Annotated in this window: 15 protein-coding genes; 13 read left to right on the plus strand and 2 right to left on the minus strand. The window is 73.5% G+C overall.

Going from position 1 to position 15,118, the window contains the following annotated elements; translation table 11 throughout:
• The 4 genes from ACZ3TI_RS38075 to ACZ3TI_RS38090 form a co-directional block, all read left to right on the plus strand.
• A partial coding sequence (locus ACZ3TI_RS38075; RefSeq protein WP_358751260.1) for an acyl-CoA dehydrogenase family protein occupies positions 1–111 on the plus strand: 111 nt, incomplete at its 5' end.
• Between the two features lie 183 nt (positions 112–294).
• Positions 295–1,161, plus strand: coding sequence for an oxidoreductase (locus ACZ3TI_RS38080; protein WP_465734682.1), 867 nt, complete (start codon positions 295–297; stop codon positions 1,159–1,161).
• Positions 1,162–1,265: 104 nt separating this feature from the next.
• Complete coding sequence (locus tag ACZ3TI_RS38085) at positions 1,266–1,751, plus strand: GNAT family N-acetyltransferase (protein ID WP_465734684.1); 486 nt, start codon at positions 1,266–1,268, stop codon at positions 1,749–1,751.
• 93 nt (positions 1,752–1,844) lie between these two features.
• Positions 1,845–2,504, plus strand: a complete 660-nt coding sequence (locus ACZ3TI_RS38090) for a class I SAM-dependent methyltransferase (RefSeq protein WP_465734686.1) — start codon at positions 1,845–1,847, stop codon at positions 2,502–2,504.
• On the opposite strand, the gene ACZ3TI_RS38095 is transcribed toward ACZ3TI_RS38090, so the two are convergent.
• Positions 2,501–2,887 carry a MerR family transcriptional regulator gene (locus tag ACZ3TI_RS38095; protein WP_465734688.1) on the minus strand — a complete coding sequence of 129 codons (387 nt, stop codon included), beginning with the start codon at positions 2,885–2,887 and terminating at the stop codon, positions 2,501–2,503. The two genes, ACZ3TI_RS38090 and ACZ3TI_RS38095, sit on opposite strands and share 4 nt — an antisense overlap.
• Before the next feature lie 71 nt (positions 2,888–2,958).
• Between ACZ3TI_RS38095 and ACZ3TI_RS38100 the strand changes: the two genes are divergently transcribed.
• From ACZ3TI_RS38100 to ACZ3TI_RS38115, 4 genes are all read left to right on the plus strand, one after another.
• Positions 2,959–3,276 (plus strand): oxidoreductase, encoded by a 318-nt coding sequence (locus ACZ3TI_RS38100; RefSeq protein ID WP_465734690.1) that lies wholly within the window; start codon positions 2,959–2,961, stop codon positions 3,274–3,276.
• 27 nt (positions 3,277–3,303) lie between these two features.
• The gene (locus tag ACZ3TI_RS38105; RefSeq protein ID WP_465734691.1) at positions 3,304–3,798 is read left to right on the plus strand and encodes a peptidylprolyl isomerase; all 495 of its coding nucleotides are present in this window, start codon (positions 3,304–3,306) and stop codon (positions 3,796–3,798) included.
• A gap of 123 nt (positions 3,799–3,921) precedes the next feature.
• Entirely contained in the window at positions 3,922–4,773 is an 852-nt protein-coding gene (locus ACZ3TI_RS38110) for an arylamine N-acetyltransferase family protein (RefSeq protein ID WP_465734693.1), read from the plus strand.
• A 128-nt stretch (positions 4,774–4,901) separates the two neighbouring features.
• Positions 4,902–5,537 carry a hypothetical protein gene (locus ACZ3TI_RS38115; protein WP_465734695.1) on the plus strand — a complete coding sequence of 212 codons (636 nt, stop codon included), beginning with the start codon at positions 4,902–4,904 and terminating at the stop codon, positions 5,535–5,537.
• Positions 5,538–5,663: 126 nt separating this feature from the next.
• Here ACZ3TI_RS38115 and ACZ3TI_RS38120 read toward each other — a convergent pair whose 3' ends face one another.
• Positions 5,664–6,986 (minus strand): LCP family protein, encoded by a 1,323-nt coding sequence (locus ACZ3TI_RS38120; protein WP_465734697.1) that lies wholly within the window; start codon positions 6,984–6,986, stop codon positions 5,664–5,666.
• A 432-nt stretch (positions 6,987–7,418) separates the two neighbouring features.
• On the opposite strand from ACZ3TI_RS38120, the gene ssuE reads away from it, so the two are divergent.
• From ssuE to ACZ3TI_RS38145, 5 genes are all read left to right on the plus strand, one after another.
• The gene (gene ssuE / locus ACZ3TI_RS38125; protein WP_465734699.1) at positions 7,419–7,976 is read left to right on the plus strand and encodes an NADPH-dependent FMN reductase; all 558 of its coding nucleotides are present in this window, start codon (positions 7,419–7,421) and stop codon (positions 7,974–7,976) included.
• A 355-nt stretch (positions 7,977–8,331) separates the two neighbouring features.
• Positions 8,332–9,120, plus strand: a complete 789-nt coding sequence (locus ACZ3TI_RS38130; RefSeq protein WP_465734701.1) for an ABC transporter ATP-binding protein — start codon at positions 8,332–8,334, stop codon at positions 9,118–9,120.
• Between the two features lie 16 nt (positions 9,121–9,136).
• A complete protein-coding gene (locus ACZ3TI_RS38135; RefSeq protein WP_465734749.1) occupies positions 9,137–11,707 on the plus strand; it encodes an ABC transporter permease in 2,571 nt (856 codons plus the stop codon).
• 146 nt (positions 11,708–11,853) lie between these two features.
• Positions 11,854–13,851 carry a hypothetical protein gene (locus ACZ3TI_RS38140; RefSeq protein WP_465734703.1) on the plus strand — a complete coding sequence of 666 codons (1,998 nt, stop codon included), beginning with the start codon at positions 11,854–11,856 and terminating at the stop codon, positions 13,849–13,851.
• Between the two features lie 162 nt (positions 13,852–14,013).
• Positions 14,014–15,054: a glycosyltransferase family 2 protein gene (locus tag ACZ3TI_RS38145; protein WP_465734705.1), complete on the plus strand. Its 1,041-nt coding sequence runs from the start codon at positions 14,014–14,016 to the stop codon at positions 15,052–15,054.
• The last annotated feature ends 64 nt before the right edge of the window (positions 15,055–15,118 follow it).

Genomic DNA, 15,118 nt, shown 5'->3' on the forward strand with positions numbered 1-15,118 from the left:
TACACCCGTGACTACCCGGTGGAGCGGATGATGCGCGACGCGAAGATCACGCAGATCTACGAGGGCACCAACCAGGTCCAGCGCATCGTGATGGCCCGCAACCTCCCGTAACACCGCCCGACGGCGCACGACCCACGGCCCCCGAACCGCCCGTCCGCGGTTCGGGGGCCGTTCGCCGTCCGGCGTCCGACTGTCCTCCGGCTCCGAACCATCCTGGACGGATCCATGCGCCCGATGTCATAAATGATCGTCAACTCACAGGCAGCGAACGACGATCGCGGGAGATAACGGATCATGGGCAACACCCCCGAGCAGCACCCCGCCGGCAAGGTCTGGCTGGTCACCGGCGCCAACTCCGGTTTCGGCCAGGCGATCGCCGAGGCCGCCCTGGCGGCCGGCGACACCGTCGTCGCGGCGGCCCGGCGCCCCGAGACGCTGGCCGAGCTGGCCGCGGCGCACCCGGAGCGGCTGGTCCCGGTACGGCTGGACGTGACCGACCAGGAGCGGATCCCCGCCGTCGTCGCGGAGACCGTCCAGCGGCACGGACGGATCGACGTCCTGGTGAACAACGCCGGGCGCGGCCTGATCGGCGCCGTCGAGGAGTACACCGACCGCGAGCTGCGGGACCTCATGGAGCTGCACTTCTTCGGCCCGGCCGCGCTCACCCGCGCGGTGCTGCCGCACATGCGGGCCCAGGGCACCGGCGCGGTGGTGCAGATGAGCAGCATGGGCGGCCGCTTCTCCTTCCCCGGCGTGGGCGCCTACTCGGCCACCAAGTTCGCGCTGGAGGGGCTGTCCGAGGCGCTGGCGCAGGAGGTCGCCGGGTTCGGGATCAAGGTGCTGGTCGTCGAGCCGGGTGCGTTCCGGACGGGCTTCGCGGGCGGCGGCGCACTCGCCCATGCCGCGCCGATCGCCGCGTACGACCCGGTGGTCGGCCCTGTCCGCACCGGTCTGCCGGACTCCGACGGCAAGCAGCCCGGCGACCCGGTGAAGGCCGCCGCGGCGATCCTGGCCGCCCTGGACGCCGAGCGGACCCCGCTGCGGCTCGCGCTCGGCAGCGACGCCGTGGACGCCATCCTGGGCAACCTGGACGGCGCTCGGCAGGAGGTCGAGGCCTGGGCGGCGGTCGGCCGCGGCACCGACTTCGCCGCGGGGGAGTGACGGCGGGGCTCCCCGCTCGGGAGGCTCCCGAGGGAGCCGGAACCGGACGCTCCTGAGGAAAAAGCACACGCCGGCGGGCAGCCCCGCTCCTTATGCTGCCCGCCATGCACTCCGCCACCGCCACCCCCGCCACGCTCACCCTGGCCGCCATCACCCCCGAGAACATCGACGCCGCCCTCGCCCTGCGGGTGCGCCCAGACCAGGAGGGGCTGGTCGCGCCGGTGGTGAAGTCGCTGGCCGAGGCATACGCGTACGGGGAGACCGCCTGGCCCCGGCTGATCCTGGACGGCGAGCGGCCGGTGGGCTTCGTGATGGCCTTCTTCGACATCCACTTCTACCCGGAGCGGCCCGACGACCGCCCCCGCTCCGGCCTGTGGCGCCTGCTGGTCGACGCCGACGCGCAGCGCGGGGGCTACGGCCGCTTCGCCGTCGAGCAGGTGTGCGCGGAGATCCGCCGCCGCGGCGGCACCCGTGCCACGGTCACGTACGAGCCCGGCCCGGACGGCCCGACGGGGTTCTACGCCCGCCTCGGCTTCCGCCCCACCGGCGAGCTGAGCGGCGACCAGACGGTGGCGGAACTGGACCTGTGAGTCTGGCCGGGCGCCGGGCGCCGGGTCCCGGGTCCCGGTCCTCGGCCGAGAAGTGCCGCTGCGTCCCGGGCCCGGCGGGTAGGGTGCCGGACCATGACCGAGTCGGACTTCCTCACCACGACCAGGACCTTCTACGACACCATCGCCGCCGATTATGCCGACCGCTTCCGGGACGCGATGGACACCATGCCGACGGACCGCGCCCTGCTGGCGCTCTTCGCCGACCTGGTCCGCGCCGAGCGTCCGGACCCGAGGACGGCCGAACTCGGCTGCGGCCCGGGCCGGGTGACGGGCCACCTGCACCGGCTCGGTCTGGACGTGCGCGGCATCGACCTCTCGCCGCGGATGGTCGAGCTGGCCCGGGAGGCCTACCCGGAGGTGCCGTTCGCCGTCGGCTCGCTCTTCGACCTCCCGTTCCAGGACGGCGAGTTGGACGGCGCGGTGGCCTGGTACTCGATCATCCACACCCCGACGGAGCGCCTGCCGGAGGTGTTCGCCGAGTTCGCCCGGGTGCTCGCCCCCGGCGGGCACCTGCTGCTCGCCTTCCAGGTCGGCGACGAGCCCCTGCGCCTGGAGCAGCCCTTCGGCCACCCGGTGTCGCTGGACTTCCGCCGCCTGCGGCCTGAGCGCGTCGAGGAGTTGATCCGCGGCGCGGGCCTGCGGATGACCTCCCGTACGGTCCGCGAGCCGGACGGCGAGGAGAAGGTCCCGCAGGCCTACCTGCTGGCCCGCAAGCCCGGGGGCACGTCCTAGGCGGCTTCGGAGGACGGCTGTGACGGCTGCCCGGAGGCGGTGGCGATCACCTGGTCCAGCACCTCGCGCGAGCGCAGCAGGTCGATGATCATCCGGTCGATCCGCTCGCGCTCCGCGGTGAGCTCCTCGACGAGCAGCGGGGTGGCGATCTCGCTCGGGCTGCCGTCGGAGTCCCGCATGCAGGGGAGGATCTTGTAGATGGTGCGGCTGTGCAGGCCTGCCGCGAACAGCTCCTGGATGTGGACGACGCGGTCGACCGCCATCTCCGGGTACTCCCGGTGTCCGCCCTCGGTGCGGCGGGCGACCAGCAGGCCCTGCTGCTCGTAGTAGCGCAGCGAGCGCTCGCTCACGCCCGTCCGCCGGGCCAGTTCGCCGATCCGCATGCCGTCCACCCCGTCATCCGCTTCGAAGAGCCCTTGAACCTGACACGGATGTTAGCTTTTACCGTTCCGGCATGACGACGAAGACGGAAACCGCCGGTCTCTTCCAGCCCGCCGAACTCGGCCCGCTCCACCTCCCCAATCGTCTGGTGATGGCCCCGATGACCCGGACCCGGGCCGGTGCCGACGGCGTCCCCCGGCCGATCATGGCCGAGTACTACGCGCAGCGCGCCGGGGCCGGGCTGATCGTCGCCGAGGCCGCCACCCGCAATCCGGTCGGCCGGGACCAGCGGCGGCGCCGAGGGGTACACCGACTACCCCGCGCCGGCGGGGCGGAGCGCCGGATAACACGGCGCTCCGCGCCCGCGCCCTGCCGGGGGTACCGAGCGTGAGCCGACCGCTCGTGCCATGATCCCTGCATGAGTTCCAACGTTTTCTTCGACATCACCATCAACGACGAGCCGGCCGGCCGCATCGTCTTCAAGCTGTTCGACGAGGTCGTCCCGAAGACCGCCCGCAACTTCCGCGAGCTGGCCACCGGCCAGAACGGCTTCGGCTACGAGGGCTCCGGCTTCCACCGCGTGATCCCGGCCTTCATGCTGCAGGGCGGTGACTTCACCAACCACAACGGCACCGGCGGCAAGAGCATCTACGGCGAGAAGTTCGCGGACGAGAACTTCCAGCTCAAGCACGACCGCCCGGGCCTGCTCTCGATGGCCAACGCCGGCCGCAACACCAACGGCTCGCAGTTCTTCATCACCACCATCGTCACCGACTGGCTGGACGGCAAGCACGTCGTCTTCGGCGAGGTCGTCGAGGGCATGGACCTGGTGAAGAAGATCGAGTCGCTCGGCTCGCAGAGCGGCCGCACCTCGGCCAAGATCACCATCGCCAAGTCCGGCGTGGTCGAGTAATCACCGTCGCTCCTGACACGCGTACCGCCCCGGAAGAAGTCGGATCCGCCGACTTCCCACTCCGGGGCGGTGGCATTTCCCGCCCGGGCAGATCCGAAGGAGAGGTCCTAAGCCCAAGGACCGATGGCCGAGCGCCCCGGGCCCGGCTGGAATGGGCGGATGGACCACGACAAGGCGTACGGGGGCCTGACCCCCGCCGAGCGGACGGCGTACCTGGCGCGCATCGGCGTGCCCGACCCCGGGGAGCCGTCGGCACGGGCGCTGGCGCGGCTGCAGCAGGCCCACCTGCGGACCGTCCCCTTCGAGAACCTGAGCATCCACCTCGGCGAGCTGGTCGTACTGGACCCGGTGGCCCTGGTGGCCAAGCTGGTGGACCGGCGGCGCGGCGGCTTCTGCTACGAACTCAACGGCGCCTTCGCCGAGTTGCTGCGCTCCCTGGGCTACCGGGTGAGCCTGCTGGCGGCCCGGGTCTTCGACGGGGAGCGCCCCGGCCCGCCGTTCGACCACCTCGCGCTGCGGGTCGACCTGGACGAGCCCTGGCTGGTCGACGTCGGCTTCGGACGGTTCAGCGTGCGTCCGCTGCGCCTGGACGAGCGCGGCCCGCAGTCCGACCCGTGCGGCACGTTCACCGTCCGCCCGTACGGCGCCCACGGCGAGTTGGACGTCCTGACGGACGGCGCCCCGCAGTACCGCCTCGACCCGCGCCCGTACCCGCTCGCCGACTTCGGGCCGACCTGCTGGTGGCAGAGCACCTCGCCGGAGTCGCACTTCACCCGCTCGGCCACCTGCTCCCTGCTCACCGAGGACGGCGGCCGGACCACGCTCAGCGGCACCCGGCTCATCCGCACCGGGCCCGACGGCACCCGCACCGAGCGGCAGCTCACCGACGCGCAGGCGTCGGCCGCCTACCGCGAGCACTTCGGCATCGCGCTCGACCGGCTGCCGGGCACGCCGCAGGGCGGAAGGGCAGGGTAGCCGGGCGCGCGACCGTTCGGGGCGGAACCGGGCGATCACCCCGGCCGGCGCGGCCGCCGTCCTAGGCTCTCCTCGGACGCGGACCGGGCCGCGTCCCGAACTCGACGTCCCGGCAAGGTGGTTCACCGATGATCGAGCAGAGCGCCGACGACGGCGAGGTGACGTACGAGCAGGTGACGGTGGTCTCCCTGGCCTCCTGCGAACCGGTGAACGGCGGACCCGTGAACGGCGGGCCGGTGAACGGCGGACCGGCCTCCGGCGAGCCGGTGGGGCCGGCGCGGTTCGCGGTCCGGGTTGTCCGCGAGGGCATGACCGTCAAGCGGGTGGCGGGCTACTGGGTGCGCTGGGACGAGCGCCGCGGCGAGGAGGAGATCCGCCACCACGCGCGCTGGGTCGCCGACGAGGAGTACGTCATTCCGGACACCGGCAGCCTGGACGGCACGCTCGCCGTGACGGTCGCCGCGTACTGGACGGACGGCGCGCGCATCTTCTCCCGCCGCCCGAGCACGGAGACCGCGGTGGTCTTCCGGCCCGGGGAGACCGAGCACGAGCTGGTGCTGGAGCAGGCCGCGCCGCACCGCCCGGCGGCCCTGTCGGTGCAGTTGGCGCACGCCCGCTGGCTGGGCGGCGACGGGCAGCCGATCCACTACGGCTACTCGGGCGCCACCGAGGCCGCGGGCGGCGAGGGGGAGTGGCTGGTCCGCTTCCCGGAGTGCGGCACCGGCCTGCTGCCGTACGCCGGTCAGGCCGAAGCCGAGTACTGAGCCCGGCAGGTGGAACGCGACCGCCTCCTGGACCGGACGGGCCCAGGAGGCGGTGGCGACGGCGGTGGACCGGCGCGGTGACGAGCGGCATCCACTCATGGGGTCGCCGTCACGCGAAGTTCACCGCTACTTGAACTCCGGTACGGCGGTGTCGTTCTTGAAGGCGTCGAAGACCTGCTTGGACTTGCCGGCGTCCCACTGCACCGCGGACTCGCCGGTCTTGGTGCGGTAGTCCGCGTTGCCGATCGGCACGGTCATGCTCTTGCCGCTGCCGCCGTTGACGTCCTTCATGGCGAGGAAGAGCGAGCCGAGGTCGGTCAGCCCGCAGTCGTCGTCCACGATCAGGGTGCCGAGCGCCGAGTCGACCAGCGGGTAGAAGGTGAACGGGTCGAGCAGGTTGCCGGGGGAGGCGGCCTGGTGGGCGAGGGCGCCGAGGAACTTCTGCTGGTTGCGCATCCGGCCGAGGTCCTGGTCGGCCATCTGGTGGCGCTGGCGGACGAAGGCCAGGGCCTGCTTGCCGGTGAGGGTCTGGTCGCCGGCCTGGAGGTCGAGTCCGGAGTCCTTGTCCTTGATCGGCTGGTCGATCTTCATCTCGACGCCGCCGATCGAGTCGACGATGCCGACGAAGCCGGCGAAGCCGATCTCGGCGTAGTGGTCGATGCGGATGCCGGTGTTCGTCTCGACGGTCTGGACGAGCAGACGCCCGCCGCCCGCGCCGAAGGCCGAGTTGATCTTCGCGGTGGTGCCCTTGACCGGCTTGCCGTTGCTGCCCTGGTGCTCGGGGATCGGCACCCAGGAGTCACGCGGGATGCTCATCAGGGTGTTCCCGTTGTCCCCGATGTGCAGGATCATCATCGAGTCGCTGCGCTTGCCCTCGGTGTCGTGCCCGGTGTGCAGGTCGTCCTGCTCGGAGTCGGTGAGGCCCTGGCGGCTGTCGGAGCCGACGATCAGCCAGTTGGTGCCCTTGCCCGCGGCGGGGCGGCCCGGGTAGTCGGCGAGCACGTTCTCGTGGTTGAGCTTGGAGTCCGCCCAGAACCAGGTGGAGACGGCGGTCACCATGACGGCGATCAGCAGACCGAAGACCGACCACTTGACGATCCGCCGCCGCGGCCAGCGCGTGGGCTGCGTACCGGCCGGGCGGGCACTCCCGGGGGCACCCGGACCACCGGGACCACCCGGGCCGCCCGGGCCACCCGGCCCACCGGGACCGCCAGGACGCCCCGGACCGGCCGGTCCGCCGGGGTGGACGCCGGGCGCGCCGGCCCCCTGCTGCGGGACGCCGCCCAGCCGGGAGGGCCCCGGCTGCTCCGGCGGCCGCGGCGCGGGCGCCCCCGGGCCGCGCGGGTTCAGCGAGGCCGGCAGCGGCGGCTCGGCCGCCGCGCCGCCTCCGCCGTTGCCGCCGTACGGGTTCCCGCCGCCCCCCGGGCGGCCCTCCTGCCACGTGTTCATGCCGTCGAGGATGCCCGACCCCGGTCGGGCTGACTCCCCCCGGGGGCCCTACCAGGCCTCTTGTAGCCGTTTTGATGCACGCACCGGATCGTTCCGCCGCAAGGTCCCGAGGTCCGGCGTCGCCCACTCGGCCACGTACCCCGCAATGTCCGGACATCCGGTGTTCCAGAGGCTGAAACGTTTCTTGACCGGCTCGAACGCCGCGTGTTTGCATTCCAGGCATGGATCAGCGTTGGGCACTCACGCGTCGGCGGCACGTCGACCTGCGGCGTGGTGTGGCCTGTTCGCTCTGTCGCGGCTGACGCGCGCCCGTCGGAACCCGCACGTCCACCGACGTAGCGCTCCCGGTACCGGCCCCACCCCGGTCACCCCCACCGCAGCGCCCTCCCCCCGCTGCGCAGCGCCGCCCCGCTCCCAGCCAGAGGTGAACCCATGGCCGTCGTCCTGTCCGTTTCCGGCTCCCCGTCCGCCACCTCCCGCACCACCCGTCTGCTGCGCCACGTCGACGCGCGGCTGGCGGACCGCGGCCACCACGTCGTCCCCTTCGAGGCCCGCAGCCTGCCCGCGCACGCGCTGCTGTCGGGCGACTTCGACCACCCCGAGATCGTCGCCGTCACCGAGCTGTTCGCCCGCGCCGACGGCGTCGTCATCGGCACCCCCGTCTACAAGGCCGCGTACTCGGGGCTGTTGAAGGTGCTGCTGGACGTGCTGCCGCAGTACGCGCTCGCGGGCAAGGCCGTGCTGCCGCTGGCCACCGGCGGCTCGCCCGCGCACGTCCTCGCGGTGGACTACGCGCTGCGCCCGGTGCTCAGCTCGATGGGCGCCGGCCACATCACCCAGGGCTGGTTCGTGCTCGACCGCCACATCACCGCCCGGGAGGACGGGGCGACCGTGCTGGAGCGCGAGACCGAGACCCTGCTCGCCCCGGTCGTCGAGGGCTTCGCCACCGCCCTGGAGCGGCTGGCCGCACCGGCGTTGACCGGCTGCTGACCGGGCTGCCGACCGGCTGAGGACCGGTCGGGCGAGCACCCGCCGCGGCCCGTACGGGGCGTCCCCGAGACGGGCCGTGGCGACCCCTAGGGGGAGGGGCGCCGCGCCCCGTAGAACCTTGGTTGAGCCGCTTCATTCCGTCGGATGACGAGCGGTCCGCCGTCCACTCCTAACGTGGTTCACACATCCCCACCCGCCAGGAAGCGGCCCGATCCGGTCGGGTCCGGTGGCCAGGTCCACCGGGAGAGGGGGGACAACTCCCGGTCGAGGACTACTGCCTGCGCCATGTCGTGAGGCGGGCGGGCCCGTGAGGCTGGGGACCAGCGGGTGAGCGCATCTTCCTTAGGAGACTCCAGTGACGACGGCAGCAGCAGCCGTGTATGACCCCCAGCTTCCCGGCGGAGCCTCCGCCGTCGCCGCGTCGGCCCGTCAGGTCACGAAGGCGTACGGCTCGGGCGAGACCAGGGTCACCGCGCTCGACGCGGTGGACGTCGACATCCAGCGGGGCCGGTTCACCGCGATCATGGGCCCCTCGGGCTCCGGCAAGTCCACCCTGATGCACTGCCTGGCCGGGCTCGACACGGTCAGCGGCGGACGGATCTGGATCGGCGACACCGAGATCACCGGCCTGAAGGACAAGCAGCTGACGAGACTGCGCCGGGACAAGATCGGCTTCATCTTCCAGGCGTTCAACCTGCTGCCGACCCTGAACGCGCTGGAGAACATCACGCTGCCGATGGACATCGCGGGCCGCAAGCCCGACCAGGCCTGGCTGGACCAGGTGGTGGAGACCGTCGGCCTGGCCGGCCGGCTCAGGCACCGCCCGACCCAGCTCTCCGGCGGCCAGCAGCAGCGCGTCGCGGTCGCCCGGGCGCTGGCCGCCCGCCCCGAGATCATCTTCGGCGACGAGCCCACCGGCAACCTGGACTCCCGGGCCGGCGCCGAGGTGCTGACCTTCCTGCGCCGCTCGGTGGACGAGCTGGGCCAGACCATGGTGATGGTCACCCACGACCCGGTCGCCGCCGGCTACGCGGACCGCGTGCTCTTCCTCGCCGACGGCGTGATCGTCGACGAGATGCACGCCCCCACCGCCGACTCCGTCCTCGAACGCATGCGCCGTTTCGACGGCAAGCGCACCAGCTGAGCGGCGGGACGACACGATCATGCTGCTCAAGACCTCACTGCGGAGCTTCTTCGCCCACAAGGGCCGGATGGCGCTCTCGCTCATCGCCGTCGTGCTGTCGGTGGCCTTCGTCTCCGGCACCCTGGTGTTCTCCGACACCGCCACCAGCACCTTCGACAAGCTCTTCGCCGCGACCGCCTCCGACGTCTCCGTCCAGCCGCCCAAGCCGACCGAGGACGAGGAGCAGCAGGCCGCCGTCAAGCCGCCGACCGTCCCGGTCGCGCTCGCCGCCCAGGTCGCCGCGGTGCCCGGCGTGAAGCAGGCCGTCGGCCAGGTCATGGTGCAGAACGCGACCCTGGTGAACCCGGCCACCAACAAGCTGGTCGGCCCGACCAGCGGCGCGCCCACCCTGCTCGGCAACTGGACCGACACCCCGCGCAACCCGGTCCGCATCACCTCCGGCCACGCGCCGCAGGGCTCCGGCGAGCTGGTGCTCGACGCGGACACCGCGAAGAAGGCCGGGCTCGGCCTCGGCGACAGGCTCCGGGTGGAGAACTCCGGGGGCAAGCACGACTTCACCATCGCCGGCATCGCCACCTTCACCACCACCAACCCGGGCGCGGCGCTCGGCTTCCTGGACACCCCGACCGCCCAGCAGGTGCTGCTCGGCGAGCCGGCCTACACCTCCGTCGAGGCCTTCGGCGACGGCAGCCGCGGCAACGACCAGCTCAAGGCGGACGCGGCGGCCAGGATCGGCGGCGGCTACCAGGTCAAGACCGCGGCCGAGCAGAAGGACGAGAACACCAAGCAGGTCGGCAGCGGCCTCGACTTCATGAAGTACGCGATGCTCGGCTTCGCCTTCGTCTCGGCGATCGTCGGCGGCTTCCTGATCATCAACACCTTCTCGATGCTGGTCGCCCAGCGGACCCGGGAGATCGGCCTGCTGCGCGCCGTCGGCGGCAGCCGCCGCCAGGTCAACCGCTCGGTGCTGGTCGAGGCGCTGATCCTGGGTGTGCTCGGCTCGACCCTCGGGGTCGCGGCCGGCCTGGGCGTCGCGGTCGGCCTGATCAAGCTGATGAACGCGGTCGGCATGGACCTCAAGGCGGCCGACCTGCAGATCGGGCCGGACGTGTTCATCGCCGGCTACGCGCTCGGCATCCTGGTCACCCTGGTCGCGGCCTGGGTCCCGGCCCGCCGGGCGAGCCGGATCTCGCCGATGGCCGCCCTGCGCGACCACGGCACCCCGGCCGAGGCCCGCGCCAACCTGCTCCGTACGGTCGTCGGCCTGCTGCTGACGGCGGGCGGCGGCGTCCTTCTGGTGCTCGGCGGGCAGGCGGAGAAGGCGGCCACCGGCAGTCGCTACCTGGGCCTGGGCGTGGTGCTCACCCTGGTCGGCTTCGTGGTGCTCGGCCCGCTGCTGGCCTCGGCGATCGTCCGGGTGCTCGGCTCGGTGCTGCCGGCGGTGTTCGGCCCGTCCGGCAAGCTCGCCCAGCGCAACGCGATGCGCAACCCGCGTCGCACCGGCGCCACCGCCGCCGCGCTGATGATCGGCCTGGCGCTGGTGATCGCCTCCTCGGTGTTCAGCTCCTCGGCGGTCACCTCGGCGAGCGCGCAGATCGACAAGTCGGTGGGCGTGGACTACATCATCGCGGGCGGCCGTACCGAGGTCACCCCGGAGATGCTGGACATCGTGCGCCGGACCCCGGGCATCGACCACGTCACCACCCAGGCGTTCTTCGCCGCCAAGGTCCAGCTCGCGGACGGGCAGAAGGAGAAGACCGAGCTCACCGCCGTACCGCCGGCCTTCTTCGGCACCGACTTCCACCCGACCGTCACGTCCGGTGCGGTGGAGTCGATCGGGCGCGGCTCGCTGGGGATCGGCGAGGCCTTCGCCAAGGACCACAGCCTCAAGGTCGGCGACCAGGTGACCGTCGACTACGGCAAGGGCCGCACCCAGGCGCTGCCGGTCGGCGCGGTCTTCGCCAAGGGCGAGCTGTTCGGCAACGGTTCCTTCGTGGCCATGGACACCATGGCCACGGTGGTCCCGGCCGCCGAGCAGCCGCCGGTGTGGACCTTCTTCGCCAAGGCCTCCCCGGGCGCCGACGTCGCCAGGACGCTGACCGCCCTGCAGGACGGGCTCAAGGAGTACCCGCAGCTGACCGTCAAGGACCAGGCCGGCTACAAGGAGCTGGTGCAGTCCCAGATCAACACCCTGCTCTACCTGATCTACGGGCTGGTCGCCCTCTCGATCACCGTCGCGGTGCTCGGCGTGGTCAACACCCTGGCGCTGTCGGTGGTCGAGCGGACCAGGGAGATCGGCCTGCTGCGGGCGATCGGGATCTCCCGCCGCCAGCTGCGCCGGATGATCCGGCTGGAGTCCGTGGTGATCGCGGTGTTCGGCGCCGTCCTCGGCACCGGGCTGGGCCTCGCCTGGGGCGTCACCGTCCAGCGGGTTCTGCGGGACCAGGGCCTCGGGACGCTCTCCGTCCCGACCGTCACGATCGCGATCACCCTGGTCTCCTCGGTGGTGATCGGCCTGGTCGCGGCGCTCGTCCCGGCCTTCCGGGCCGGACGGATGAACGTCCTCGCCGCCATCGCGACGGACTGATCCGGCGCCGGGGGGCGTCGGAGCAGGGGAGAGGGAACGGGGGACGACAGGGGCCGGGTGCACACAGCGCCCGGCCCCTGCCGCGTACGCACGGCCCCCGGCCCCTGGCGCGGGTCGAGCCCTCGGAGGGCTGAGATGATCGTCCGATGTTCCCCTCGGACGCCCCGCCGCTGCCCAGCGCCGCGCCCCTCACCGCCGCGGCCGCCGACCGCTGGCGCGCCGCCCGTACGGCCTGGCGGCTGGACGGCCGCTGGCTGGCGCTGGTGCCGGTCGCGTTCGCGGTCCTGGCCACCGCCGTCGAGCCCAGCGCCGCCCGGTGCAACGCCCAGGGCATCTGCCGGGACACCTGGGGCTCGGCGCTGGCCGGCTGGTCGGTGCTGGCCGAGGTGGTCCTGCTGGCCGCCAGGGTGCGGATCCGGGCGCTGGTCCCGCCCGTCGTCCTGGCGTTGCTCTGGTACCTCCCGGAGGGGCTGGTCACCCCGCTCGCCCGCTGGTCGGCGGTGCTGCTCCACGTGCTGCTCACGGCCGTCCTGCTCGGCGCCGAGGCCGGCCGCCGCCGGGCGCGGCAGCAGCTGGACGAGCTGATGGCCCCGCCCGTCCCCTTCCCGTGGACGGCCGCCGGCGCGCCCTCGCCCGTCCTGTGCGACGGCCCGCCGGTGCTGCGCCGCGCCCTCGGCGTCCTGCTGCTCGTCGTCGCCGCGGCCTTCCCGCTGTACGGGTTCTGGGCGCAGGACCAGGCGGACGCCGCCGCCGAGCGGTCCGTCCGGGTCACCGGCACCGCGGGCACCAGCGACGCGGACGGCGTGCTGACCGTCCGCTTCCAGCCGCCCGGCGGCGGTCCCGAGCGCACCGCCGCCCTGGACGTCTGGTGGCAGCGGCAGCCGCAGCCCGGCGAGCCCGTCCCGCTGCTGGTGGACGGCGACTCCGTGCGCGCCCTGGGCGACGACTACGACCTCTCGGGCCAGCTGAGCGCCGCCGGCCTGATCGCCCTGCCCGGCCTGGTGCTGCTCGGCTCGGCCGCCGTCGCCGCGGCCCGCCGCGCCCGCCCCGCCTTCGAGGGCTCCGCCCCCGCGCTCGCCGTGCGGGTCCGCGCCGACGCCCGCGGCGACCTGCTGGTCCAGCCGCTGGACGGTCCGCCGGACGGCCCCGGGCTCTGGCGCCTGGTCGAGCGCGACCGCTACCGGTGGGCGCAGTACGGCGCCCCGGGCGGGGAGGGCCCGGCCTGGGTGCCCGAGTACCTGGAGACCGGCAGCGAGGACGCCGACTACCCCGACCCGCCGGTCCTCCTCGACCCGGAGGACGAGGACGAGGACGACGAGGACCTCCTCGACCGCGCGACCCCCGCCGAGGCCGCCGTCTGGCTGGCCCACGCCGGCCGCAGCGTGCCCGCCGTGCTGTACCGCGGCCCCGACGGCGACGACCACCAGGTCCTCGTCCGCCCCGGCCTGTTGGACACCGACCCGCACTGGGTGGCGGCGGTGGTCGCGCCCGCCGCCCGGGCCCCGCGGCTCAGCCGGCGCGCCGAGCGCTACCGCGAGCGCGAACTCGCCGTCGCCGTGCTGACCGCCGAGACCCTCGCCGCCGCCCCCGCGGCCGGGCCGGACACCGAGCCGGTGGCCGCCCGCCGCTGGGAGATGCCGCTGCCGCTGCGGGCGGCGGCCGGGCCGGTGGCGGCCGTGCTGGTCGCCGCCGCCGTGGTGCTGCTCGACGACGACGGCTGGTGGGAGAACCTGGTGCGCCCGCTCTGGATCGGCTCGGCGGCGATCCTCGCGTGCGCCCAGACGCTGTCCTGGCAGATGGTGGCCGACCGCGACGGCCTGCGGGTGGCCACCGCGCTGCGCACCCGCAGCTTCCGGTGGGCGGAGATCGACGCGGCGGCTGTCCACCGGAACCTGCTCACCATCAGGCTGCGCGGGGGCCGGGAGTTCTCCTTCGCGAGCCGGCCCGCGGTCTGGCTGGCCGGCCACTTCGGCGACCGCTACGACCCGGTGGCGCTGGCCCGGACGGTGGCCACCGCGGCCCACCGGCCAGACCTGCGCCCGGACCGCGTCCTGCCGGACCGGCTGGGCGACCCGCAGCACCTGCTGAACCGGCTCGCGCTGACCGGCTACGCGGTCTTCACCGTCGTCCACTACGCGCTCTGAACCCGCACCGGGGCCCGCACCCGACCCACCCCGCCGCGGGCCCGCACCGGGGTGGGAGTACGGTGTCCTTGATCACAGTGCCGGTGCCACGCCGTGAGGTGCGCGCGGCCGCCCAGACCGGGACAAGACGGGGACGCGTCCGCACCGGTACGGTTGGCCCCGATGAACACCAAGGCTGCTGAGGAGCTGCCGGCTGTCTCCGTGATCATGCCGGTGCTCAACGAGGAACGTCACCTGCGCACGGCCGTCCGGCGCATCCTGGACCAGGACTACCCGGGGCCGATCGAGGTGGTGATCGCCCTCGGTCCGTCCGCTGACCGCACCGACGCGATCGCCGCCGAGCTGACGGCCGAGGACCCGCGGGTGCGGACGGTCGCGAACCCCACCGGCCGGACGCCCGCCGGGCTGAACGCCGCGATCCGGGGCTCCAGCCATCCGATAGTGGTGCGCGTGGACGGCCACGGCCTGCTCACCCCCGGCTACATCGCGACCGCGGTCCGGCTGCTCGGCGAGATGGACGCGGCGAACGTCGGCGGCATCATGCACGCCGAGGGCGAGACCGAGTGGGAGAACGCGGTCGCCGCCGCGATGACCTCCAAGCTCGGTGTCGGCAACGCGGCCTTCCACACCGGCGGCCTGGCCGGCCCGGCGGACACCGTCTACCTCGGCGTGTTCCGGCGCGAGGTGCTGGAGAAGCTCGGCGGGTACAACGAGGAGTTCATCCGCGCCCAGGACTGGGAGCTGAACTACCGGATCCGCCAGGACGGCGGCCTGGTCTGGTTCACCCCGCAGCTCAAGGTGACGTACCGGCCCCGGCCCTCGGTGCGCGCGCTGTCCAAGCAGTACAAGGACTACGGCCGCTGGCGCCGGGTGGTCACCCGCTACCACCGCGGCTCGGTCAACCTGCGCTACCTCGCCCCGCCGGCCGCGCTGCTGGCCGTCACCCTCGGGCTGGTGCTCGGCGCCGCCGTCCACCCGGCCTTCCTCGCGGTGCCCGGCGCCTACCTGCTGGGCATCGTCGGCGGCGCGGTGACCGAGGGCCGCGGCCTGTCTGCCAAGGCCCGGGCGCTGCTGCCGGTGGCGTTCGCGACCATGCACCTCAGCTGGGGCTTCGGCTTCCTCACCTCGCCGCGCTCGCTGGCCCGCCGGGTGATCGCCAGCGTCGGCCCGTCCGCGGAGGACGTGCTCTCCAAGGCCGGCTGACGCCCAGCCCGTCCGGGGGGACCGCCGGTCCGACGGAGCGGGTGCGACGGACTGCTTCGGCCGT

It is taken from the genome of Kitasatospora sp. NPDC023120 (genome assembly GCF_055560835.1).